This window comes from Erwinia aphidicola, assembly GCF_014773485.1.
Classification (GTDB): Bacteria; Pseudomonadota; Gammaproteobacteria; order Enterobacterales; family Enterobacteriaceae; genus Erwinia; species Erwinia aphidicola.
In genome coordinates this window covers 676,555-700,247 of the sequence record NZ_JACXBP010000001.1, presented here as the reverse complement: position 1 = coordinate 700,247, position 23,693 = coordinate 676,555, and the positions used below count along the sequence as shown (strand labels likewise).

26 protein-coding genes are annotated in these 23,693 nt (G+C 57.5%); 8 read left to right on the top strand and 18 right to left on the bottom strand.

Features of this window, described 5'->3' with window-relative positions; all coding sequences use genetic code 11:
• The first annotated feature begins 114 nt into the window (after window positions 1–114).
• Entirely contained in the window at window positions 115–1,107 is a 993-nt protein-coding gene (locus ID864_RS03305) for a 2-hydroxyacid dehydrogenase (protein ID WP_191149388.1), read from the top strand.
• Between the two features lie 59 nt (window positions 1,108–1,166).
• Here the strand turns inward: ID864_RS03305 and ID864_RS03300 are convergent, their stop codons facing one another.
• The gene (locus tag ID864_RS03300) at window positions 1,167–1,439 is read right to left on the bottom strand and encodes a putative hemolysin (protein ID WP_048916002.1); all 273 of its coding nucleotides are present in this window, start codon (window positions 1,437–1,439) and stop codon (window positions 1,167–1,169) included.
• A 187-nt stretch (window positions 1,440–1,626) separates the two neighbouring features.
• Between ID864_RS03300 and ID864_RS03295 the strand changes: the two genes are divergently transcribed.
• Complete coding sequence (locus tag ID864_RS03295) at window positions 1,627–2,283, top strand: MgtC/SapB family protein (RefSeq protein ID WP_062818256.1); 657 nt, start codon at window positions 1,627–1,629, stop codon at window positions 2,281–2,283.
• Between the two features lie 118 nt (window positions 2,284–2,401).
• Entirely contained in the window at window positions 2,402–2,689 is a 288-nt protein-coding gene (locus tag ID864_RS03290) for a putative quinol monooxygenase (RefSeq protein WP_048915998.1), read from the top strand.
• A gap of 109 nt (window positions 2,690–2,798) precedes the next feature.
• Here the strand turns inward: ID864_RS03290 and dbpA are convergent, their stop codons facing one another.
• The 6 genes from dbpA to zntB form a co-directional block, all read right to left on the bottom strand.
• Entirely contained in the window at window positions 2,799–4,178 is a 1,380-nt protein-coding gene (gene dbpA, locus ID864_RS03285; protein WP_048915997.1) for an ATP-dependent RNA helicase DbpA, read from the bottom strand.
• Window positions 4,179–4,291: 113 nt separating this feature from the next.
• The gene (locus ID864_RS03280; protein WP_191149387.1) at window positions 4,292–4,588 is read right to left on the bottom strand and encodes a hypothetical protein; all 297 of its coding nucleotides are present in this window, start codon (window positions 4,586–4,588) and stop codon (window positions 4,292–4,294) included.
• 41 nt (window positions 4,589–4,629) lie between these two features.
• Entirely contained in the window at window positions 4,630–4,770 is a 141-nt protein-coding gene (locus tag ID864_RS03275; RefSeq protein ID WP_166643181.1) for a hypothetical protein, read from the bottom strand.
• A 53-nt stretch (window positions 4,771–4,823) separates the two neighbouring features.
• Window positions 4,824–5,717 carry a tRNA 2-thiocytidine(32) synthetase TtcA gene (gene ttcA / locus ID864_RS03270; RefSeq protein ID WP_048915995.1) on the bottom strand — a complete coding sequence of 298 codons (894 nt, stop codon included), beginning with the start codon at window positions 5,715–5,717 and terminating at the stop codon, window positions 4,824–4,826.
• Window positions 5,718–5,859: 142 nt separating this feature from the next.
• The gene (locus tag ID864_RS03265) at window positions 5,860–6,015 is read right to left on the bottom strand and encodes a hypothetical protein (RefSeq protein ID WP_180276807.1); all 156 of its coding nucleotides are present in this window, start codon (window positions 6,013–6,015) and stop codon (window positions 5,860–5,862) included.
• 279 nt (window positions 6,016–6,294) lie between these two features.
• Complete coding sequence (gene zntB / locus ID864_RS03260; RefSeq protein ID WP_048916001.1) at window positions 6,295–7,278, bottom strand: zinc transporter ZntB; 984 nt, start codon at window positions 7,276–7,278, stop codon at window positions 6,295–6,297.
• A 350-nt stretch (window positions 7,279–7,628) separates the two neighbouring features.
• Here zntB and bglF point away from each other — a divergent pair, with 350 nt between their 5' ends.
• Both bglF and ID864_RS03250 read left to right on the top strand, forming a co-directional pair.
• Window positions 7,629–9,512, top strand: coding sequence for a PTS beta-glucoside transporter subunit IIABC (gene bglF, locus ID864_RS03255; protein WP_191149386.1), 1,884 nt, complete (start codon window positions 7,629–7,631; stop codon window positions 9,510–9,512).
• 20 nt (window positions 9,513–9,532) lie between these two features.
• Window positions 9,533–10,927, top strand: a complete 1,395-nt coding sequence (locus ID864_RS03250) for a glycoside hydrolase family 1 protein (RefSeq protein WP_187498030.1) — start codon at window positions 9,533–9,535, stop codon at window positions 10,925–10,927.
• A gap of 30 nt (window positions 10,928–10,957) precedes the next feature.
• Here the strand turns inward: ID864_RS03250 and licT are convergent, their stop codons facing one another.
• The 3 genes from licT to ID864_RS03235 all read right to left on the bottom strand — a co-directional run bounded on the left by licT (window position 10,958) and on the right by ID864_RS03235 (window position 14,029).
• Window positions 10,958–11,821, bottom strand: coding sequence for a BglG family transcription antiterminator LicT (licT, locus tag ID864_RS03245; RefSeq protein WP_191149385.1), 864 nt, complete (start codon window positions 11,819–11,821; stop codon window positions 10,958–10,960).
• 173 nt (window positions 11,822–11,994) lie between these two features.
• Window positions 11,995–12,315, bottom strand: a complete 321-nt coding sequence (locus ID864_RS03240) for a hypothetical protein (protein WP_187498032.1) — start codon at window positions 12,313–12,315, stop codon at window positions 11,995–11,997.
• 97 nt (window positions 12,316–12,412) lie between these two features.
• Window positions 12,413–14,029 carry an ABC transporter substrate-binding protein gene (locus tag ID864_RS03235; RefSeq protein WP_099754191.1) on the bottom strand — a complete coding sequence of 539 codons (1,617 nt, stop codon included), beginning with the start codon at window positions 14,027–14,029 and terminating at the stop codon, window positions 12,413–12,415.
• A 170-nt stretch (window positions 14,030–14,199) separates the two neighbouring features.
• Here ID864_RS03235 and mpaA point away from each other — a divergent pair, with 170 nt between their 5' ends.
• The gene (gene mpaA / locus ID864_RS03230; protein ID WP_099754192.1) at window positions 14,200–14,907 is read left to right on the top strand and encodes a murein tripeptide amidase MpaA; all 708 of its coding nucleotides are present in this window, start codon (window positions 14,200–14,202) and stop codon (window positions 14,905–14,907) included.
• On the opposite strand, the gene ycjG is transcribed toward mpaA, so the two are convergent.
• On the bottom strand, window positions 14,887–15,870 hold the full coding sequence (ycjG, locus tag ID864_RS03225) for an L-Ala-D/L-Glu epimerase (protein ID WP_191149384.1): 984 nt from the start codon (window positions 15,868–15,870) through the stop codon (window positions 14,887–14,889). The two genes, mpaA and ycjG, sit on opposite strands and share 21 nt — an antisense overlap.
• 118 nt (window positions 15,871–15,988) lie before the next feature.
• Between ycjG and tpx the strand changes: the two genes are divergently transcribed.
• Window positions 15,989–16,492 (top strand): thiol peroxidase, encoded by a 504-nt coding sequence (gene tpx, locus ID864_RS03220; protein WP_048915987.1) that lies wholly within the window; start codon window positions 15,989–15,991, stop codon window positions 16,490–16,492.
• Between the two features lie 91 nt (window positions 16,493–16,583).
• Here tpx and tyrR read toward each other — a convergent pair whose 3' ends face one another.
• The 7 genes from tyrR to pspA all read right to left on the bottom strand — a co-directional run bounded on the left by tyrR (window position 16,584) and on the right by pspA (window position 22,415).
• A complete protein-coding gene (gene tyrR, locus ID864_RS03215; RefSeq protein ID WP_048915986.1) occupies window positions 16,584–18,149 on the bottom strand; it encodes a transcriptional regulator TyrR in 1,566 nt (521 codons plus the stop codon).
• A 206-nt stretch (window positions 18,150–18,355) separates the two neighbouring features.
• A complete protein-coding gene (locus ID864_RS03210; protein ID WP_048915985.1) occupies window positions 18,356–19,411 on the bottom strand; it encodes a YcjF family protein in 1,056 nt (351 codons plus the stop codon).
• Window positions 19,408–20,805 (bottom strand): YcjX family GTP-binding protein, encoded by a 1,398-nt coding sequence (locus ID864_RS03205; protein WP_099754202.1) that lies wholly within the window; start codon window positions 20,803–20,805, stop codon window positions 19,408–19,410. Before ID864_RS03205 ends, ID864_RS03210 begins: the two co-directional genes overlap by 4 nt.
• A gap of 69 nt (window positions 20,806–20,874) precedes the next feature.
• Window positions 20,875–21,090, bottom strand: a complete 216-nt coding sequence (gene pspD, locus ID864_RS03200; protein ID WP_048915984.1) for a phage shock protein PspD — start codon at window positions 21,088–21,090, stop codon at window positions 20,875–20,877.
• 31 nt (window positions 21,091–21,121) lie between these two features.
• The gene (gene pspC, locus ID864_RS03195) at window positions 21,122–21,469 is read right to left on the bottom strand and encodes an envelope stress response membrane protein PspC (RefSeq protein WP_048915983.1); all 348 of its coding nucleotides are present in this window, start codon (window positions 21,467–21,469) and stop codon (window positions 21,122–21,124) included.
• Window positions 21,466–21,693: an envelope stress response membrane protein PspB gene (pspB, locus tag ID864_RS03190; RefSeq protein ID WP_048915982.1), complete on the bottom strand. Its 228-nt coding sequence runs from the start codon at window positions 21,691–21,693 to the stop codon at window positions 21,466–21,468. The genes pspC and pspB overlap by 4 nt, the downstream gene beginning before the upstream one ends.
• A gap of 56 nt (window positions 21,694–21,749) precedes the next feature.
• Complete coding sequence (gene pspA, locus ID864_RS03185; protein WP_099754193.1) at window positions 21,750–22,415, bottom strand: phage shock protein PspA; 666 nt, start codon at window positions 22,413–22,415, stop codon at window positions 21,750–21,752.
• 171 nt (window positions 22,416–22,586) lie between these two features.
• Between pspA and pspF the strand changes: the two genes are divergently transcribed.
• Window positions 22,587–23,573, top strand: coding sequence for a phage shock protein operon transcriptional activator (gene pspF / locus ID864_RS03180; protein ID WP_048915980.1), 987 nt, complete (start codon window positions 22,587–22,589; stop codon window positions 23,571–23,573).
• Window positions 23,574–23,693: the final 120 nt, after the last annotated feature.

Here is a 23,693-nt window from a genome sequence, read left to right as displayed (position 1 = left end):
CAGTAATCAACTCATTCGCTGCTTTTTAGCTCAGCTGAGCGGGATGCCTCGCCCGCGGTTCACAATAGTTGTTACACTGCATTATTATTTAAGCGCGGGTACAGGAGTAACACGATGAAACTTGCGGTGTATAGCACCAAGCAGTATGACCGGAAATACCTTGAACAGGTCAATGAAGACTACGGCTTTGAACTGGAGTTTTTTGACTTCCTTTTGAGTGAGAGCACGGCGAAAAATGCCGTCGGCTGTGATGCGGTCTGTATCTTCGTTAACGATGACGGCAGCCGCACGGTACTGGAAGAGCTGGCGGAGCTGGGCGTGAAGTTTATTGCGCTGCGCTGTGCCGGCTTTAACAACGTGGATCTTGATGCCGCTAAGGAGCTGGGTCTGCAGGTGGTGCGCGTGCCCGCTTACTCCCCGGAAGCGGTCGCCGAGCATGCGGTTGGTTTAATGATGACGCTGAATCGCCGCATCCACCGTGCTTATCAGCGCACCCGCGATGCCAACTTCTCCCTTGAAGGGCTGATCGGTTTTAACATGCATGGCCGCACGGCGGGGGTGGTCGGTACCGGTAAAATCGGCATTGCTACCCTGCGTATTCTGAAAGGCTTTGGCATGAAGCTGCTGGCGTTTGACCCCTATACTAATCCGCAGGCGCTGGAGCTGGGCGCAGAATATGTAGATATCGATACGCTGTTTGCGCAGTCTGACGTTATCACCCTGCACTGCCCGCTGACGGAGGAAAACTATCATCTGCTGAATGCGCAAGCCTTTGCGCAGATGAAGGATGGCGTGATGGTGATCAACACCAGCCGCGGCGCATTAATTGATTCACAGGCGGCGATTGATGCGCTGAAGCAGCAGAAGATTGGCGCGCTGGGAATGGACGTGTATGAGAACGAGCGCGATCTGTTCTTTGAAGATAAATCAAACGACGTAATCCAGGATGATGTGTTCCGCCGGCTCTCCGCCTGCCACAATGTTCTGTTCACCGGCCATCAGGCGTTTCTGACTGATGAAGCCCTGACCAGCATTTCCCAGACCACGCTGCATAACCTGCGTCAGCTGGAGAACGGCGCCGAGTGCGATAATGTGCTAACGGTGTAATTCGCGGCACGGGGCGACCGGAAAAAATGGTCGCCCCCTACATTTCGTCGGTCAGCCCGTTAACGGGCGCAGGTGCCGCTCATTAAGGCACTTTCACCACAGCGGCGACCGTTCGCCAGCTGGCACATCCCCACTGAGCTACCATCTAACTGACGAGACAACGCCAGGGTACCACCTGCACTGGCGCAGTTGCTGGCTGCCAAATCGCCCATCACGACACGCGCTGGCGCATGGGCGGCCGTAGCCTGTTGAGGTGGCTCATTATCACTGTCGCTGCTGCAGGCGGACAGTAGTAACGCTGCCGTTACCAGCAAAAAACTCGCTGCTTTCATCGGGTAAACTCCGGGTGGATTTGCGCTGAGGTGCGTTTGCCAGCATAAGCTACGATTCACACCAGGTCGATAGCTGTCATGCATTCTTACAAAATCAAAATAACAGAAATATCAATAGCCCCGGTTCTTAATTTATAACTACCCGTTCAGATAATGATATCTCTATGTAAAATCAAAAGGATAAGTGATGACCGCTGATATGTTACTGCGCATCGCCATGGCGGGGGTGCTGGGGGGCCTGATTGGGCTTGAGCGCCAGTTGCGGGCGAAAGAAGCAGGTTTGCGCACCCACGTTCTGGTCGGGATCGGCAGCGCGATGTTTATGATCGTCTCAAAATATGGTTTCGACGATATTCTCGCGCACAACCACATTGCGCTCGACCCCAGCCGCGTGGCGGCCCAGGTGGTGAGCGGCATGGGTTTTCTCGGTGCCGGGACCATTATTATTCAAAAGCAGATTGTAAAAGGGTTAACCACCGCCGCCGGGCTGTGGGTGACCGCGGCAATCGGGCTGGTTATCGGCAGTGGCCTGTATGAAATTGGCATTTATGGCACGGTACTGGCGCTGGTGGTGCTGGAGACCTTCAGCCGCATCAGCCGCCTGCTGATCGGTCGACACCACACCCTGACCTTCCATCTCAAGGCCAAGAGCGTACCGCAGGTGCTGGTGACGCTGCAGCAGCTGAATGTCCGCACGGGTAATGTCTCGGTGGTTAACCGTGATGCTGAAAACAGCCTGTGTGAAATGATGGTTGAGGTGACGTTGTCACGCAGAATACAACCGCATCAGCTATATGAAGATCTGCTACAAATCAAAGGGGTGCAGTCGGTCGAAATTCAGTGAGGCCTGAAAAGATCATGGCAAACAGCCGCAGGCACGTTAGTCTTACAGCACGAAACTTCACGCCGCAGGGGTATTTCGCCGCTGACGACGTCATTTTGCCACTCATTAGGAGAAACAGATGTCTGATAAATCCATTCTTATTGTTGCCACTTTCACGGCAAAAGCCGGTAAAGGCGATGAGCTGTTTGCGGTGTTAAACCGCTGCGTGGCGCCAAGCCGTCTTGAGGAAGGGAACCTGCATTACGATCTGTACCGCAGCGTAGAGAACAGCGACAGCTTCCTGTTCCATGAAACCTGGAAAAGCGCCGCCGCGATTGAACTGCACGAGAGCCAGCCACACTTCCAGGCTCTGCTGGCGGGGGTTGAATCGCTGCTGGCAGCACCACCGGTAATTACCAAGATTTAAATGGCAGGGCCGTTCTTGAAAAGAGCGGCACAGCGGGCCGATCGCAACAAAAGATCGGCTTAGCGGGCCGATCGCAATAAAAGATCGGCCCCTACAGGGTTTTGCCTGATTATTTAAGCAGGCGTGCGCGGCAAGATTTGCCTTTAATCTTCACGTCCTTCAACTGCCCCATCACCTGGCGCGCCTGGTCACGACGAATGGCCACATAGGCGTGAGTCGGGCCAACATCAATCTTGCCAACCTGATCGCCCTTCAGCCCGCCGTCACCGGTCAGCGCACCGAGGATATCGCCCGGGCGAATTTTTGCCTTGCGCCCACCGTCGAGGCACACGGTAACCATTTCCGCCGGCAGCGGCTTCACGGCAACTGACTTCAGCTCCGCCACGCTGCGCCAGTTAAGCTTCTGCTGCAGGAAATCTTCCAGCGCGTGCGCACGCACCATCTCATCCGGCGCGACCAGACTGACGGCACAGCCCTCCTGCCCCGCGCGCGCGGTACGACCAATGCGGTGCACGTGGACTTCCGGGTCAAACGACAGCTGATAATTCACCACCATCGCCAGCGCTTTGATGTCCAGCCCGCGCGCAGCCACATCGGTCGCCACCAGCACGCGACAGCTGCCGTTAGCAAAGCGAATCAACACCTGGTCACGATCGCGCTGTTCCAGGTCGCCATGCAGCGCCTGCGCGCTGATCTGGGCAGACTCCAACGCCTGGGCGATATCATCGCATTCGCGCTTGGTGTTGCAGAACACCACGCAGGAAGATGGCTGGCGGTCGCTAAGCAGGCCAATCAGCGCGCTCAGCTTTTCACGCGCCCCGGCTTCATAGAATGACTGTTCGATTTTCGGCAGGTCGGAGACATCGCCGGTTTCTACCGTCAGCGGGTCGCGCTGGATATTCTGGCTGATCTGCGCAATCACCTGCGGCCAGGTCGCGGAGAACAGCAGCGTCTGGCGCTGTGGTGGGCAGTAGCCAATAATGGTGTCGATATCGTCACGGAAACCCATCTCCAGCATGCGGTCGGCTTCATCCAGCACCAGCATATTCACGCCGTCCAGCTTCAGGGTTTCACGCTGCAGGTGATCCATAATGCGCCCCGGCGTTCCTACCACGATATGCGGAGCATGCAGCAGTGAATCACGCTGCGCGGCAAACGGCTGACCGCCGCACAGAGTGAGAATCTTAATATTCGCGGTAAAGCGGGCCAGACGACGCAGCTCTTTCGTTACCTGGTCTGCCAGCTCACGCGTCGGACACAGCACCAGCGCCTGGGTCACATACTGGCTGGCGTCCACCCGGTGCATCACACCCAGCCCAAATGCGGCGGTTTTGCCACTGCCTGTTTTCGCCTGTGCACGCACGTCGCGCCCGGCAAGGATGGCTGGCAGAGATTCCGCCTGAACCGGGGTCATGGCGAGGTAACCCAGCTCGTTGAGGTTCTCAATCTGGCTGGCGGGAAGTTGTGTCAGGGTAGTAAAAGCAGTCACGGGAAAGTTCTCTGATAAAACGGCAAAATAATTGGCGCAGAGTGTAACAGAAAGCAGAGCCTGGAGGGAGAAAAGCGCTGGCGGCAGTGCCGCACAGCGCGTGGAGTGCGTAGTCAGACTAAGATAAAACCAACGCGATCAGCAGCCAGAAGATCAGGCATCCCGCCACCATCGCAATCCAGGTATTTCTTCGATTCCATTTCATGCGTTTTGCTTCTCCCGAACTTTCGTTCTGATTCAGCTATTTGATCGCTAAATAACTGTATAAGACGGAAGTCTTCAGGCGGATTATAGACAAGGCTGGTATTAAATGTCGCGTTTTTAAGGTACGAAAACGCAAATATTTTCAGATTAATCTCAGCATCACGCAGGAGAAAGTACGGCAGAAAGGGGGGATTAGCAAGGTTCACAGGGTGCAAACCTTGCAGGGTTGAGATGATTTAAGCGCGGCTTACTTCTTAGCCGGATCTTTGTAAGGATCCTTTTTATCGTCCTGGCTCCCGTCACGCGTGCGCGGTATTTCACCGTGTTCGCTGGGGTTATCCTTCGCCGGATGCGGCTTGCTCTCTTCTTTATGACTCTCTTTCGACATGACAACCTCCATCTGTGCAGTGCATTAAGCATAGTAGATGGAGGGTTAAATGTTTACAGATTCGCCACGTCGATATACAGCGATTTGTCGATGTTGGTGGAAGAGACGGTGGCTTCGGTAAACGAGTACTCGGCGCGGTCACCGCTGCGGTCAAGCGGCAGCTGTTCAAAGTCAAACAGTTCACGGTCCGCCAGCTGGCTTGGGCTGACGTTTTGCAGCGATTTAAATACGCTCTCCACGCGGCCCGGAGTCTTCTTATCCCACTCGGTCAGCATCGCCTTGATAGACTGACGCTGTAAGTTCTCCTGCGAGCCGCAGAGATTACACGGGATAATCGGGAAATCTTTCTGCTCAGCGTAGGCGATCAGGTCTTTCTCGCGGCAGTAGGTGAGCGGACGGATCACGACGTTACGACCATCGTCAGAGCGCAGTTTAGGCGGCATGGCCTTCATGCGCGCGCCGTGGAACATGTTAAGGAACAGCGTCTCAACGATGTCATCCATATGGTGGCCCAGCGCGATTTTGGTGGCACCAATTTTCTCGGCGAAGGAGTAAAGCGTACCGCGACGCAGGCGGGAGCAGAGACCGCAGGTGGTTTTGCCTTCCGGTATCTTCTCTTTCACCACCGAGTAGGTGTCTTTGTCGACGATGTAATACGGGATATTCAGACTATCGAGATAGGCTGGCAGGATATGCTCAGGAAAACCGGGCTGCTTCTGGTCCAGGTTAACGGCGATCACCTCAAATTTGATCGGGGCGACTTTTTGCAGGCCAATCAAAATATCCAGCATGGCAAACGAATCTTTGCCGCCGCTCATGCAGGCCATCACCACGTCGTTCTCTTCGATCATGTTGTAATCAGTGATAGCGTTGCCAACATTTCTGCGGATACGCTTCTGGAGCTTATTAAACTCAAGGGTTTCTTTTCTTACATCGACTTGATTCATAACCACTTTATTTTGACCCTGATAGCCTGAGAACGACTTGCTTTAAGTAACAATTTTAAGGCGGGCATTATACGTAAGTTTTGCCAGGCAGGAAACATCCGTTGTCCGGCAGGCCGTCTCTCGCGACACGACCTGCGCTGCTTTAACGATGTGGCGGTGGGTCAATAATCGGATACGGGTCGGGATTGTCGGGCGGCGGATCGGGCAGCGGTTGCGGAACAGGGATGGGATCGGGAATGGGAACCGGGTCACCCAGCGGTTCCGAGCTGCGGATCGCTTTTGCGCTGTCAGTGAACATACCTTCCTCCTCAGGTGTTGCATGAACCTTAAGCGTAGGACATCTCAGCCTGCTGGCAAACGGGCAAAAAAAAGCCGGCTATATGCCGGCGTCGTACGAATTAAATGTGCTATGCATTAATTCAAAAAAGGAAGTAAGACAATATGGAGCGCAACGCCCATCGCTTGACGTTGCATTCACCTGCGGGAGTGATATTGCTCCGATTGCGCACCACGTTTATTGACGTCGATCAGCTTTATTCCCCTTTTCTCCGGCAATTTCTCGGCTCAATGTGCTTTTTTACAACCATTTACGTTTTTTTAACCACCAGGCAACGCCCAGTACCAGCACCACCAGCAGCAGGCAGAATGCGCCAAATCCATAACGCCACTCCCCGCCCGGAATGCCGCCAAGGTTGACCCCGAACAGGCCGGTCAGGAAGGTCGTTGGCAGAAACACCATCGCCATCAGCGACATCGTATAGGTGCGGCGGTTCATCGCTTCCGCCATAACGGTGCTGATTTCGTCCGACAGCACGCCGGTACGCGCCACGCTGGCATCCAGGTCATCCAGCCCGCGGCCCAGCCGGTCGGAGATATCCTGCATGCGGCGGCGATCGTCGTCGCTCATCCACGTCAGCCGCTCGCTGGCGATGCGCGAAAAGACATCACGCTGTGGCGCCATGTAGCGGCGCATGATAATCAGCTGCTTGCGGATCAGGGAGAGCTCACCGCGCGGCGGAATTTGCTGGTCCACCACCGCATCCTCCAGCTCAATGATTTTGTCATGCAGATCTTCAATAAATTCGCTGGCGTGATCGGTCAGGGCATCACAGACGTCCACCAGCCAGCTGCCGCCATCGGTTGGACCGTTGCCATTTTTTAAGTCGGTCAGCACTTCATCGATGGCAAAAACTTTGCGGCGGCGGGTTGAGACAATCAGCCTGTCGTTGATAAATACGCGGATCACCACCAGCTGGTCCGGACGTGAGTCCGTGTTCAGATTCACGCTGCGCAGCGTGATCATTGTGCCATCGCTGAGGCGATTGACGCGCGGGCGCATGCTGTCGCCGCCGAGCGCGTCGCGCACGCTGTCCGGGATCAGCGGGGTCGACATCAGCCAGTCGGCGCTATCACGGTGGGTATAGTTGAGGTGCAGCCAGCATGGGCGGTCACAGTCCAGCACCTCGCTGTCATTGATCGGGATTAACCCGCCCTTACCATCCAACTGACATGAAATAATGGCATCCGATACCTGTAGTGCTTTACCTGCAATAACGTCCACGCTCACCCCGGTTTCAACATAATCAATGCGATACAGTCTAGCCTGTACTGGCACCTAAGCAAAATCTGACAATTAGCGACTGCGGTTAAAAATGGTGACAATTTCCAAACCTGCTCCGGGCGCTAAAAGGCGATCGGCCTCACGAAATTAAGTTATTCCCGCCCTCTCCCCTTGCTAACAGCCAGCCGCTGGGGAAATATCAGCGCAGCAAAACAGGATTGTTACTGAATCTCAGGCAAAACCTAAACCGCTTCTTTCGCCCCTACGGCGTTAACGAAGCGGTTTAGGTTTTTTTTTGGCCTGAATTCGGCAACGGCCCTCAGACAAGATGTCAAAACCAGGAGCACACCATGAAGTACCAGGTTTTATCAGAAGAAATTTTGCAGGGCGTCGGCGGCAAAGAGAATATCCGTTCGGTGATGCACTGCGCGACCCGCCTGCGCTTCAAGCTGAAAGACAGCCGCCGGGCAGACACCGCCGCGCTGAAGCAGAATGCCGGCGTGATTATGGTGGTGGAGAGCGGCGGGCAGTATCAGGTGGTGATTGGTAACCACGTCGGCGAGGTCTATCAGGCGTTAATCGCTGCCGCCGGACTGGGCGAGGAGAGCCGCAGTGATGATAGCAGCGCAGAGAAAAGCACCCTGTTTGCCCGCTTCATTGATATCATTTCCGGCATCTTTACCCCGTTCGTCGGCGTAATGGCGGCGTGCGGTATCCTTAAGGGGCTGCTCTCTCTGGCACTGGCGTTTGGCCTGACCCGCGAGGCGACCGGGACTTACAAAACCCTGTTCGCCGCCAGCGATGCCGTATTCTATTTCCTGCCGATTCTGCTGGGGTATACCGCCGGTAAAAAGTTTGGCGGCAATGCCTTCACCACCATGATCATCGGCGCTGCCCTGGTCCATCCGCAGATGCTGGCCGCTTTCACCGCCGCACAAAGCGGCGCGGCGCCGCTGCACTTCTTCGGCATTCCGATGATCCTGATTAACTACAGTTCGTCGGTGATCCCGATTATCTTCGCCGCCTGGTTCTCCTGCCTGATTGAGCGCCTGGTGCACGATCGCCTGCCTGGGGCGGTGCGTAACTTCACCACCCCGCTTCTCTGCCTGGCGATTGTTGTGCCGGTGACCTTTATGCTGATTGGCCCGGCGGCAACCTGGCTGAGCAAGATGCTGGCAGCGGGGTATCTGCACGCTTACAGCTTCAGCCCGACGTTTGCCGGTGCGTTTATGGGGGCGTTCTGGCAGGTGTGCGTTATTTTCGGCCTGCACTGGGGCCTGGTGCCGATTATGCTCAATAACCTTGCGGTACAGGGTGCCGATACGCTGCTGCCGCTGCTGATGCCGGCCATACTCGGCCAGGCCGGAGCTACCCTTGGCGTACTGCTGCGCACGCGTGATGCCAGAATGAAAGGGATTGCCGCTTCCGCCTTCAGCGCCAGCCTGTTTGGTATTACCGAGCCGGCGGTGTATGGCGTCACGCTGCCCAAGCGCCGGCCGTTTATCTTCGGCTGTGTCGGAGGCTCAATGGGCGCTGCCGTGCTCGGTTTCTACCACACCACCAGTTTCTCATTTGGCCTGCCCTCGATATTTACCTTCAGCCAGGTCGTTCCCATTAGCGGTTTTGATGCCAGCGTGGTGGCGGCCGTGGTCGGCGCGCTGATCGCTTTCAGCTTTGCCACCGTCGCCACCCTGCTGTTTGGTGTGCCTGAAGAAGCGCTAGCTGAACCTGCCAGCAAGGCGGTCCCGGTGGCGCCTGCCACTCCTGAGCTGCTGCACAAATCCCTGTTGGTCAGCCCGATAAGCGGCAGCGTAATCGCACTGGAAAAGGTGCCGGACGCCACCTTCGCCAGCGGCCTGCTGGGTAAGGGCATCGGCATCCAGCCCACCGTGGGGCGCGTACTCTCGCCGGTTAACGGCACCGTTGCTTCGCTGTTTCGCACTCACCATGCCATTGGGCTGGAAGCAGATGACGGGTCTGAAGTGCTGATCCACGTAGGTATCGACACGGTCAAACTCGATGGTCTGCACTTCAGCGCGCACGTCAGTCAGGGCGATGCGGTGCGCGTCGGCGACCTGCTGCTGGAGTTTGATATTGCCGCAATTCGTGCGGCCGGATATGACCTGACCACGCCGGTGCTGATTAGCAATAGCGATGACTATATCGATGTGCTGGCCGCCTGCCAGCAAAGTGAAGTCGCAGCCGGCGAACCCCTGCTGACGCTGATTAAATAATCTTTCATAAGGAGATCAACATGACACAACGTTTCCCACAACATTTCCTCTGGGGCGGCGCAGTCGCTGCAAACCAGGTTGAAGGCGCATGGCAGACCGACGGCAAAGGCATCTCCACCTCAGATTTGCAGCCGCAGGGTATCTTTGGTCAGCGCGTGGAGCGCAAGGACGGTGATTTTGGCATTAAGGATCTCGCTATTGATTTCTATCACCGCTATCCGGAAGACATCAAGCTGTTCGCTGAGATGGGCTTTACCGTGCTGCGCACGTCCATCGCCTGGACGCGCATTTTTCCGCAGGGGGATGAAACCCAGCCAAACGAAGCGGGCCTGGCGTTTTACGATCGCCTGTTTGATGAGATGGCCAAATACAATATCACCCCGCTGGTGACGCTCTCCCACTATGAGATGCCGTTCGGGCTGATTCAAAAATATGGCGGCTGGGGCAGTCGTCAGACCATTGATTTCTTCGTCAACTATGCCAAAACCGTGTTTGAACGCTATAAGCACAAGGTGAAATACTGGCTGACTTTTAACGAGATCAATATGTCGCTGCACGCGCCGTTTACCGGGGTGGGTCTGCCGGAAGAGAGTGGCAAACCGGCGGTATATCAGGCCATCCACCATCAGCTGGTTGCCAGCGCCCGCGCGGTGAAAGCCTGCCACGACATTGTGCCTGAGGGTAAAATTGGCAATATGCTGCTGGGGGCGATGCTCTATCCGCTGACCCCTGACCCGGCGGACGTGATGGAAACCCTGCAGCAGAACCGCGACTGGCTGTTCTTTGGCGACGTGCAGACGCGCGGTTACTACCCGGCTTATATGCAGCGTTTCTTTAAACAACAGGGCATCACCCTGGACATTACCGAGCAGGACCGCCTGGATCTGCGCGCCGAGATCGACTTTATCTCCTTCAGTTATTACATGACCGGCTGCGTCACCACTGACGAAGAGCAGAATCAGAAGGAGCGCGCCAACATTCTCAATATGGTGCCGAACCCGCATCTGGCGAGTTCCGAATGGGGCTGGCAGATCGACCCGCAAGGCCTGCGCTATCTGATGAATGTGCTGTATGACCGCTATCAGAAACCGCTGTTTATCGTTGAAAATGGTCTCGGCGCGCGCGACACCGTGGAGGCCGACGGTTCAATCAATGATGACTACCGCATCGCTTATCTCAACGACCATCTGGTGCAGGTGCGTGAAGCGATTGAGGATGGCGTAGAGGTGCTGGGCTACACCTGCTGGGGACCGATCGACCTGGTGAGCGCCTCTAAAGCTGAGTTCTCTAAGCGCTACGGCTTTATCTACGTAGACCGCGACGACCAGGGTAACGGCACGCTGGCGCGCACCCGCAAGAAAAGCTTCTACTGGTATCAGAACGTGATTAAAACTCACGGTGAATCACTGAAGTGATGCTGCGCCGGGCAGCTCTGCCCGGCCTTTTTACGCTTCGTCCGGCTCATCCTTTAGCGACAGCGTCTCTTTCCTGACGCGCTCAATGTGGATGGTCAAAAACATCCGCTCTTCGCTGCCCAGCGTGTACTGATAGTTTTTCATTATGTGTCGGTCAATCTTCTCAACGCACTTGTAGGCGGCGGGATAACGGTCGCGCACCACGTCGTGCAGTGATTCATCGTCGCTGTAGACCCCGCGTTTACCCAGCATACGCTGGGAAAAGAACTTCAGATGGGTGACAAACCGATTATAGCTCAGCGCCTCGGTCTGATAATCGAGCTGCAGCTGATATTTCACGATATGCAGGATCTCCTGCATAAATTTGGTGATATGCATGACCGCTGGCATCTCACTGCCCAGCTGGGCGTTAACCAGGTGCAGCGCGATAAAACCGGCTTCATCATCCGGCAGGCGAACCTGCAGGCGCTGTTCGATAATATCCAGCGCCGCCAGCCCCAGCGCGTACTCCTGCGGATAGAGGCTGCGGATCTCCCACTGCAACACGTTGCGGATCGGCAAGTTTTGCTGATGGCGCATCAGTGCAAAGTTCACATGATCGGTCAGCGCAATCGCCAGGCTCTCATGCAGCGGGGCCTTCAGCTGCTGGCGGGCCTGAACAATAATGCACTCGCTGGCGATCACCACCTCCAGCGGAATTTCGGACAGCAGTTCGCTAAGCCGCCCGCTCAGCTGCTGGCTTTTCAGTGCAAAGGTCTTCTCGACCAGCGCGGGATCGAGATCGTCGCCGCTGCGTTTTTTAAACGCCAGCCCGCGCCCCATCACCACCTGTTCGTGGCCCTGCGCATCGTGGATGATCACCACATTATTATTAAGTACTTTCGCTATTTTCATTTCCCGGCCTGAAAACAAAAAAACCTGACGGCCGGAGACGTTCCAGCGGTCAGGTTTTGCCTGCTTAAATGCAGTAACAATCCAGTGATGACACGATAATCCATAATCCCGCCGCCTCAAGCGCGGCGCGGCGGAACTGTGATACAGCTCTCGTGATTTGTGGGTTCTCTTTCTCAGGTCGCCGCGTGGCACTTCGCCTGTGCCAGCTGCTGTAGCTGCTGCGCCCGCACGGTAGCGGCTTTCTGCGCCCGGCTTTTGGCAATGCCGTTACCGATGCCAAAGTCGAGCGCGGCGCCTACCACCGTCAGGCCGTCAAATTCGCCGGTTTTATCGATTTTCTGCTGCACCTGCTGCTGCGCGGCGATCTGCTGCTGAATGCCGCGGCAGTCGAGCTGGTCGGCCTGCACCGTACTGACCGGTGGCGACGCGGGATAGCGTTTTACGGCACAGCCGCTGAGGAGCAAGGTAAGGGATAGCAGGCAGATCAGTTTCATCGTGGATACCGGGTTGTTCGCGATAGGGCAATTATGCGGGTGAGACCCGTAAACCAATGGGATAAGCAGCAGCGTGAACTGCTGCTTTTTCCGGCGGTCAGTGTTTCAGGATATACAGGGTGCGGCTATAAGCCACGTCTTCGGGGTTAGTCATCGGGTAGCCCTGAACATAAGGTTTGATCAGGCGGCCGTTGGTGTACTGATAGATCGGGGCTATCGGCGCCTGGTCGGCGATCATCTGCTCGGCGCGGTTGTAATCATCGTTGCGGGCGCTGTCATCAGTTTCCCGACTGGCCTGCGCCATCAGCGCGTCGTACTCGCTGCTTTTGAAACGTGCAATGTTGCCGCTGTGCGTGGATGTCAGCAGGCTGAGGAAGGTAGACGGCTCATTATAGTCCCCTACCCAGGAAGCGCGGATCACATCGAAATTGCCGCTGTTGCGGCTGTCGATATAGGTTTTCCACTCCTGGTTCTGCAGCTTGACGTTGACGCCCAGGTTTTTCTTCCACATCGAGGCCACGGCAATGGCAATCTTCTGGTGCGTTTCGGAAGAGTTATACAGCAGGGTCAGGTTGAGGGGGTGCGTCGGACCATAGCCCGCCGCTGCCAGCAGCGCCTTAGCCTGGGCATTCAGCTCTTCCTGACTGTGCTGCTGAATAAAGCTGGCTTTCGGCTTGAATCCGGCCGTCACATCCGGCGTGAAATGCCAGGCGGGCTTCTCCCCCGTTCCCACCACTTTTCCGGCGATGATTTTACGATCGATGCTCCAGCTCAGCGCCTGACGCACGCGCACGTCGGCGGTCGGGCCTTTCTGGGTATTGAAGGCATAGTAATAGGTGCCGAGCTGATCCGGGGTGTAAACCTCATGCGGGATCTGCTTTTTCAGCAGGCCGTACAGCTCTTTTGGGAAGGATTCGGTGATATCAATATCCCCGGCGCGGTAGCGTTTGGTGGCGCTGGACTCTTCGCTAATCGGCAGGAAGGTGACTTTAGTCAGCACCGTATGGGCGTTGTCCCAGTAGTGCGGGTTGCGAACCAGTTCCAGCTTCTCGTTAACCACGCGGCTTTGCAGCTGATAGGCCCCGTTGCCAACCAGATTTCCGGCTTTGGTCCACTGGTCACCGTACTGCGTGACCACTTTTTGCGGCACCGGGAACAGGCTAAAGTTGGCGGTCAGGCTGGCAAAATAGGGAACCGGCTTGTCGAGCGTCACTTTAAGATGGGTGGCATCCATCGCGCTGACGCCAAGCTTATCCGGGCTCATCTGCCCTTTAATAATCGCCCCGGCATTCTCGATACCCGCCAGTTCAGCAAACCAGGCGAAGGTGGAGGTGTTTTTTGGGTCAACCAGACGTTGCCAGCTGTAAACGAAGTCGGCGGCGGTGACAGTGTCACCATTTGACCAGCGGGCATCTTTGCGCAGCGTGAAAATCCACGTCTTGTTATCGTTGGTCTGCCAGTCGGTGGCGACGCCGGGAATGATTTTCCCATTGGCATCCTGATTTGTCAGACCTTCAAACAGATCGCGGATCACCGGAATTTCCGGCAGCCCGACCGCTTTTACCGGATCGAGAGAAGCCGGTTCATCTTTAATGTGGCGGACAATTTCCTGGCGCGCGGCCAGCTGCGTTCCCGCCGGAACATCGGCAGCATGCGTAACAGAACTGATAACCAGCGCTAAAGCAGCCAGCGCAAAGGGGGACGATTTCCTCATAACGGTATCCTTGCAAGCAACGTAACGTGATGTGCGGCCGGGTTATTTTCACGGCTGACTGTAACGCAGATTGTTACAGCGTAAATAGTATTTTATTCATTGTGTGAGCGATGAAGGCTGGCGGGCAATGTGCTAGCTTAATCACTGACTAAATAACTGGAGCACTGCAGATGTCGTTACTTCACCCGAGACCGCTGCGCGGTCGTCTTGATGCCGTGGCGCAACCTTATGGACAGTCGGTACTGGGTGCTCCGCTGCTGTGGTTCCCGGCGCCCATGGCGGATGAAGAGAGTGGCCTGATCCTCGCCGGTACGCACGGCGATGAGAACGCCGCCGTGGTCACCCTCTCATGCGCTATGCGCACGCTGCAGGACAGCCACCGCCGTCACCACGTGGTGCTGGCGGTAAATCCGGATGGCTGCCAGCTTGGCTTACGCGCCAATGCTAACGGGGTTGACCTGAATCGTAATTTTCCTGCCGCCAACTGGCAGCCCGGTGACACGGTTTACCGCTGGAATAGTGCGGCCGACGAGCGCGATGTCCAGCTGTCGACCGGGGATTTCGCCGCGTCCGAACCGGAAACCAAAGCGCTGTGCCAGCTGATCCACCAGATTGCCCCGGCGTGGATTGTCAGCTTCCACGAGCCGCTGGCCTGTATTGAAGACCCGGACAGCAGCCCGCTCGGGCACTGGCTGGCGAGCAAAACCGGCCTGCCGCTGGTCACCAGCGTGGGCTATGCCACGCCGGGTTCGTTTGGCAGCTGGTGCGCCGATCTGGATATGCCATGCATCACGGCAGAGTTCCCGCCGATTTCCGCCGACGCGGCCACCGAACAGTATCTCGGCGCCCTGGTGGATTTACTCAGCTGGCAGCCGTGACAGCTCAATGCGCCCGCAGCTGAACGGCAATACCGGGTCGGCATCCACCGCCAGCCAGGTGGGGCCATCGAGGTCGACAAAGCGCGCCTGAGGCACCAGCGGCAGCGCGGCGCGGATCGCACGTGAGGTGCACAGCATACAGCCGAGCATAATGGCGAATCCCTGCGCCTGCGCGGCGGCGGCCAGCTCCAGCGCGGCGGTCAGGCCGCCGGTTTTATCTAGTTTGATATTCACCATCTCATAGCGGCCGCGCAGTGCAGGCAGGCTGTCGACGGTATGACAGCTCTCATCAGCGCAGATCGGCAGGGGATGAATAAAGTTTTCCAGCGCCGCATCATCACCCGCAGGCAGCGGCTGCTCCAGCATCGCCACCCCGAGGTCGGCCAGCAGCTGGCAGCGCGCTGCCAGCCCTTCGCCGTGCCAGGATTCGTTAGCGTCGACAATCAGCGTCGCCTGCGGCACCGCGCTGCGGATCGCCACCAGCCGCTCAGTAATCAGATGATTGTCGAGTTTGATTTTTAGCAGCCTGGCGCCGTTCTCCCACAGCGCCAGCGCGCTGCTGGCCATCATTTCCGGCCCGTCGATGCTGACGGTCTGCGCCATCTCAATCACCTGTGACTGTGCGCTGTCGGTTAACTGCCACAGGCTGCGCTGCGTACGCTGCACTTCCAGGTTCCACAGCGCGCTGTCGAGGGCATTGCGTGCCGCCCCTGCGGGCAGGCTTCGCTGCAGCTGGGCGCGATCCATCCCCTGTTGCAGCGCGGGAAGCAGCTGAGTAATTTGCGCCAGTACGGAGGCTTCACTTTCACCATAGCGGGGATAAGGGGTGCACTCACCAACGGCTTTTATGCCATCCTCTTCCAGTTCGACCACCACCACGCCCGCCTCACTGCGCGCGCCGCGGGCAATGACAAACGGGCTGTGCAACGGCCAGCTTTCCGGGTAGACCTTGACTGCTCTCATACTCAGCTCCCTGATTTCATTATAATTGGACAGCATGACGGATATTAAACTGTCGCACACCTCAAGCATGGCATACACTGGACCAGGTTAAACACCATTAACATTAAAAGGATAGATTATGTCTCAGACCGTACACTTTCAGGGCAATCCGGTTTCCGTTGACGGCCAGCTGCCAACGCCGGGCCAGAGCGCAAAACCGTTCACCCTGGTGGCCAAAGACCTTTCCGAAGTTTCTCTGTCAAACTACGCGGGTAAGCGCAAAGTTCTGAATATCTTCCCGAGCATTGATACCGGCGTATGTGCCGCTTCAGTGCGTAAATTCAACCAGCTGGCGGGTGAAGTCGACAATGCCGTGGTGTTATGCATCTCTGCCGATCTGCCGTTTGCCCAGTCGCGTTTTTGCGGCTCTGATGGCCTGAGCAATGTGGTGACCCTCTCCACGCTGCGCGGCAACGAATTCCTGCAGGATTATGGCGTGGCGATTGCTAATGGCCCGCTGAAAGGCCTGGCTGCGCGCGCCGTTGTGGTGCTGGATGAAAAAGATAACGTTATCTACAGCCAGATGGTGAACGAGATCACCACCGAGCCGGATTACGATGCCGCCCTGGCATCACTCAATTAAAAATGTAGGGGCCGATCCTCTTTTTCGATCGGCCCGAATTGTAGGGGCCGATCCTCTTTTTCGAGCGGCCCGTTTACCCGACAATCACGGCCTATTCCGCTTCGCTCTTCTTCTGGCTCAGCCCATATTCCCGCAGCTTATTGGCAATCGCCGTATGTGAAACCCCGAGTCGTTTCGCCAGCTTGCGCGTGCTTGGATACGAAAGATATAAGCGCGTCAGCACTGAACGTTCAAAGCGGCTGGTGATCTCATCCAGCGACCCTTCAATCGCATCATCCCCCAGCGGCAGCTCCATCGCATACTCCGGCAGCACGATATCCTGCGGGCGCAATTCGTAACCTTCCAGCTGAGTTAATGCACGATAGAGCGCGTTCTTCAGCTGACGCACATTGCCAGGCCAGGTGTAGCGGGTCAGGAAGGCATTGAGCTGCGCGGAGAGTTTCGGTCTTGCCACCCCCTGCTCGTCGGCAAAGCGCGCCACAAACATTTCGGTCAGCGGCAGGATATCCTGCGGGCGGTCGCGCAGCGGCGGCAGATTAAGGGTTAACACGTTGAGACGATAGAACAGATCCTCGCGGAATTCGCCGCGCTGCACCATTTCCATCAGGTTTTTCTGCGTCGCGCAGATCACCCGCACATCGACGTGCACCTCATGCTCTTCCCCAACGCGGCGGAAGGTGCCGTCATTAAGGAAGCGCAGTAGCTTGGTTTGCATGCGCGGCGACATTTCCCCAATCTCATCCAGCAGCACCGAACCGCCGCTGGCCTGCTCGAAGAAGCCCTTTTTACCTTCCAGCGCGTTCGGGTAGGCCCCGGCAGCGTGACCAAAGAGTTCGCTTTCCGCCACGTCGTCCGGCAGCGAAGCGCAGTTCAGCGCGAGGAACGGCTTTTTGCCGCGCGCGCTGCGCAGGTGGCAAGCGCGTGCCAGCATATCCTTTCCGGTGCCGGTATCGCCGACGATCAGCAGCGGCGCATCGAGCATCGCCAGCTTGCGCGCCTGGTCGATAACCTGACGCATTTTGCTGCTGACGGCGACAATATGCTGGAATTCGCTGTCATCATTGACCGCCAGGTTCTGCAGCTGCTGGCCCATACGCGCGGTGGATTTCAGCATCACCACGCCGCCAACCGGACCCGGCGTTCCCCCCTCTTCATCCTGGGCATGAATCGGGGTGATCTCCATCAGGAAGTCGCGCCCCTGCAGCACCACGTGATGCGCCTGCGCTTCGATGCGCTCGCTCTCCAGCCAGCGCTGGAAGTTGAAGCCGCTAATCAGCGAACCGGCGCTGTAGTTACGCATCTTCTCTTCATTCAGGGCGAACAGCGTCTGCGCTGCCGGGTTCGCCAGCTCAACTTTGCCTTTCAGATCGATGGAGAATACCGGCTCCGGCAGCGCCACCAGTAGCGCACTCAGGGCACGATGTTCACGTTCGGAAGGCAGGTAAGAGACGGTACGCACGTCGGTCACGCTGGGTATGCGGCGAATTTCTGCCATCAGCTGGCTGAACTGGTCGAAGCTGACGCTGGAAAAATTCAGATAGATGCGGCCAATGGCGGCGATTTCGATGCCGCGCAGGTCGATGCTGCGCTCGACCAGCAGATCCAGCAGTTCGCGGGTCAGACCGATTCGGTCCTGGCAAAAGACTTCAAGACGCATGCGTATTAACCTTTAGTGTGATCATAACAATTCGCGCGTTATCAAGCTTAACGGGCCAGGCATGCCTGGCCCCTACTAATGATTGCGTAGGGGCGAGGCATGCCTCGCCCGATACAGCCGATAAATGATTGCGAAATAATACGCTATCCTTTGTAGCTCCAAAAGAAGTCTGTCAGGAAATGTTGACAGTCGCTGTAATCCTGAGCTTATTTGTCACTTTTGCCGCTATTCTGCATGCTCTCTTTCAGCTGGCCGATCAAATCGCGGCGGAAGTCACCTAAGCGTGGTTTCTCCCCTTCCAGCCACGGCAGCGGGCGGCACAGCTCCATCGCTTTAATACCGAGGCGTGCCGTCAACAACCCGGCGCCAATTCCCTGCGCCGCCCGGGCTGAGAGCCGGGCGGCAATGTCCTGTGACATCCAGTCCATGCCGACTTCGCGCACCAGTTCAGACGCACCGGCGAAAGCGATATTGAGCAGCACCAGACGGAACAGGCGAATACGGCTGAAATAGCCAAGTTCAATGCCGTACAGCGCGGCAATACGATTCACCAGCCGCAGATTGCGCCAGGCGATAAATGCCATATCCACCAGCGCCAGCGGGCTGACGGCAATCATCAGCGTTGACTCAGCGGCATAGCGGCTGATTTCCCGGCGCGCCTGGCGGTCGAGCACCGGCTGCACCAGCTGCGCATAGAGCGCGACGATTTCGCGATCGTTATGGGTTTCATGCAGGGAGGCCTGCCAGCGCTGAAGCGCCGGATGACCGGCATCCAGTCCGGCCTGGCTGGCCAGCTTCTCACAGAATGCGCGCCCTTTACCGATGCCGTGGCTGGCCAGCAGCTCCCGCGCCACGTCGCGCTCTTCCGCACGTTCACGCAGGCGATAGAGCCGCCGCCATTCGCTTATCAGCGATCCGGCTCCGGCCGCAACGACCAGTGCGCCCGCCGCGCCGCCGCCCAGCGCAATCCAGTCCTGCGTCACCCAGGCCTGATGCATCCACTGTATGCCCTGCGCCACCACGCTGACGCCAAACAGCCCCAGCCCGGCAATGGTCATTTTGCGCCACAGGCTGCGCTTCGGGCGCAGTGCGGCTTCGACGGCCTGCTCGCCTGCGCCCTCTTCTTCGGCTTCGCGCTCTGGATCGACGACCACGAAATTATCCTGCTGCGCGGCAAAGGCCTGGGTTGGGCGCAGCGGCGCGGCCGCGTCCTCTTTTAACGGTGCGGCAAAATCAATGCGTGGTTTAATCGGTGCGTTCATCGCAGTTTATCTCCCAGTAAAAATTCCAGTGCCGCATCCATGCGGATATGCGGCAGAGGACGATCGACATCCAGATCCTGCGGACGGAACTGTTCAAAGTGGAACCCCTGCTGCTGCCAGAATGCATTGCCAGGCAGGCGCGGCGGCACTTCACCCGGATAGACCGTCAGCGGCTCATTGTCCGCCAGCCGGTGACCGCGCAGTGCCGGGATGCTCTCGCCCTGATGATCGACGCGCCCACTCTGGGTGGCCTGCACCGATGCCAGCCCCACGCAGTCCATGGTGATGCCTTCAAAGGCAGCATTCTGCCAGGCATCCTGCACCAGCTGTTGCAGCAGCGAGACCAGATTGGCGTGCTGGTCGGCGGTGACGTGATCGGATTTGGTGGCGGCGAACAGCAGCTTGTCGATCACCGGAGAAAACATGCGGCGAAACAGCGTGCGCTGCCCGTAGGAGAAGCTCTGCATCAGCTGGGTCAGCGCCAGGCGCATGTCGTTAAACGCCTGCGGCCCGCTGTTGAGCGGTTGCAGGCAGTCCACCAGCACGATCTGGCGATCGAAGCGCAGAAAGTGATTCTTATAGAAGTCCTTCACCACGTGCTGACAGTAGTACTGGTAGCGCGCGCGCAGCATGCCGATATTGGTGGAGGCATCGGCCTGCATCAGGCGCGTTTCACCGCCCTCATCCACCGCCGGCCATGGGAAAAATTGCAGTGCCGGGGCGCCCGCCATCTCACCCGGCAGCACAAAGCGCCCCGGTTGGATAAAGTGCAGCCCCTCCTGCTTGCAGCGCTGCAGATATTCGGTCCAGGCCGCGGCGATCTCTGCCAGACGGTTTTCATCGGCGGGCGCTAACGGGTCGAGATCGGCGCACAGCTGCTGCCAGCGCTGGGACCAGGCTGCGCGGTCGCCCTGCAGCAGGCCAGTCATCTGACGCGACCAGCTCAGGTAATCCTGCGCCAGCATCGGCAGGTCGAGCAGCCATTCACCGGGATAGTCGACGATCTCCAGGTACAGGGTTGAAGCGTCTTTAAAATGGCGCAGCAGGGAATCGCGCGAGCGATAGCGCAGCGCGAGACGCATTTCACTGACGCCGCGCGTCGGCGTGGGCCAGTTTGGCGGCGTACCATACAGCTGCGCCAGCCCCTCATCGTAGGTGAAGCGCGGCATGCCGAGATCGCGCTGCGGCACGCGCTTCACGCCCAGCAGACGCTGTTCGCGCACGGCGGAAAACATCGGCAGGCGCGCACCGGCGTTAACGTTGAGAAGTTGATTAACCAGAGAGGTGATAAAAGCGGTTTTTCCGCTGCGGCTCAGGCCGGTAACCGCAAGGCGCAGATGGCGATCCACGCCGCGATTGACCAGAGAAAGTAATTCATTTTGCAGTCTTTTCATCTGTGGGGTTGCCATCCTTATTGCGAGTTATTCCATTATCGTAACATCAGGCCAGCACCGCACAATCCTTTACCGGGTCGGTTTGACCCAGCGAGCGGTCGCGCGCTTCATTACGCGCCGCACCAGCGGCTCAAGTGCCCAGGCCAGCAGGATTTTCAGCGGCCTGCGGGCAACGGATTTCACCGCCCAGCCGCTCAGGCCTGCCGGGCCATAGGTGACCGCATTAATCAGAATAAACTTACCTGCCTTTTTCAGGGCCGGGGCATGTCGTTGCCATTGGCGCATCGTATTTCTCCGTTGAAGACCGGTTTTAGTATTACAGCTGACGGAAGCGGCTGCGCACGCTGAAGGTTTCAGAAGTCACGTAGCGTTCAACCTCACGTAGCTGCTGCTCTCCGCCATTCAGTTCTGCACTCAGCTCATCGAGCAGCTGATGGGCGCTCAGCGGTTTATCCTGCCCCTGCACGCTGAGCGGCATTTCGTCGAGCACCGCCGCCAGCGCGAAGTAGGCAATCAGGGTAAAGATAAACAGCCCGCAGAACATCGACAGCACCACAATCACGCGTACCAGCAGCACCGGAATACCGAGGTAATCGGCAATCCCGGCACAGACGCCTTTCAGCTTGCCCTGCTGCGGAATGCGATACAGTTTGTTCTTACTCATGGCTGCCTCCAGTTCGGATGCTCAGCGTCGAGAATAGCTTCCAGCGACTGAATGCGCTCGCGCATTTTGCGTGCGTCCTGGGTCAACTGCTGCAGACGCTGCAGTTCATTTTGCGACAGCTCAGCGCTGCCGCTGCGACGATTACTGTAGTGCAGCCAGAGCCAGATCGGTGCCACGAACAGCACGAAGATCGTCAGGGGGATGGCTAAAAATAACGCGCTCATTCACTCTCCTTGCGGGTTAAGCATAGGTTATCCGGCCACTTTCGTGGCCCGTTACATTATTCGCTGCGGTTCATTTTTGCTTTCAGCGCGGCCAGCTGCTCGCTGATTTCATCGTCGGCCTGCAGATCGGCAAACTGCTGATCGAGCGTTTTCTTCTTGCCGAAGCTGTGGCTCTCGGCCTCGGCTTCCATATGATCGATGCGGCGCTCAAACGATTCAAAGCGCGCCATCGCTTCATCAATTTTACCGCTGTCCAGCTGGCGGCGCACATCACGTGAGGAGGAAGCGGCCTGATGACGCAGGGTCAATGCCTGCTGGCGGGCGCGGGTTTCGCTCAGTTTGCTTTCCAGCTCACCAATCTCACCTTTCATACGCGCCAGGCTCTCTTCTACCTGAGTGGCTTCCTGCTGCAGCGTGGCAATCAGATCGGTCAGCTTCTGTTTTTCCATCAGCGCAGCGCGCGCCAGGTCGTCTTTCTCTTTGCGCAGTGCCAGTTCAGCTTTTTCCTGCCATTCCGCCTGCTGGCTTTCAGCCTGGTCAATGCGGCGCAGCAGCTGTTTTTTCTCAGCCAGCGCGCGGGCAGAAGTGGAACGCACTTCAACCAGCGTATCTTCCATTTCCTGAATCATCAGGCGCACCAGCTTCTGCGGATCTTCTGCTTTTTCCAGCAGCGAGTTAATGTTGGCGTTCACGATGTCGGCGAAGCGAGAAAAAATACCCATTATCGAAATCCTCTTCAGTCAGTTGTCGGCACAAAGGATATTGCGCTGTGAGTTATTACTATTCAAATAGCGTGCCAGTTTTTATGTTGCTGATTTTACTGGGCCGGGCGGCTTTACACCCTCAGCCACAGCGGCTAAAGTGGTTTTTATCACTAACACCTGGTGAAATTAATGATGAGCGAAAATCCTGATGCCCTGCTCGGTGAATCAAACAACTTTCTGGAAGTGCTGGAGCAGGTTTCCCGCCTCGCGCCGCTGAATAAGCCGGTGCTGGTTATTGGCGAGCGCGGCACCGGCAAAGAGCTGATCGCCAGCCGTCTGCACTATTTATCCGACCGCTGGCAGGGGCCGTTTATTTCGCTCAACTGCGCCGCGCTCAATGAAAACCTGCTGGATTCGGAGCTGTTCGGCCACGAGGCCGGCGCTTTTACCGGCGCGCAGAAACGCCATCTTGGCCGCTTTGAACGCGCTGACGGCGGTACGCTGTTTCTTGACGAGCTGGCAACGGCGCCGATGCTGGTGCAGGAGAAGCTGCTGAGGGTGATTGAATATGGTCATCTGGAGCGCGTCGGCGGCAGCCAGCCGCTGCAGGTCAGCGTGCGGCTGGTGTGCGCCACCAATGACGACCTGCCGAAGCTGGCGCAGGAAGGGAGATTCCGTGCCGACCTGCTCGACCGCCTGGCGTTCGACGTGGTGCAGCTCCCGCCCCTGCGCGAAAGGCGCAGCGATATTCTGGTGATGGCGCAGCACTTCGCCATTCAGATGTGCCGCGAGCTGGGGCTGGCGCTGTTTCCCGGTTTTTCTCCGGCGGCTGAACAGCGCCTGCTGGATTACGGCTGGCCGGGCAACGTGCGCGAGCTGAAAAACGTGGTGGAGCGCTCGGTGTATCGCCACGCCAGCATTGAGGAACCGCTGGATAACATCATTATCAATCCGTTCGAGCGCACTGCGCCTATCCCGCTGGAGGAGCCCGCCGCGGACGCCCTGCCCGCGCTGCCGCTGGATCTGCGCCGCTGGCAGCACGAACAGGAGAAAGCGCTGCTGGAGAAAAGCCTTGCGCAGGCGCGCTTTAATCAGAAACGCGCCGCCGGGCTGCTGGGCGTGACCTATCATCAGCTGCGCGCCATGCTGAAGAAACACGATTTGAATCCATCATAATTAACGGCGGGCGAGGCATGCCATCGCCCCTACGGTGTTGCGCCGCACCCTCACAGGAGGCGGGCATGCCGTCGCACCACGGTGTTGCGCCGTACCTTCGCTGGGGTCGGGCATGCCATC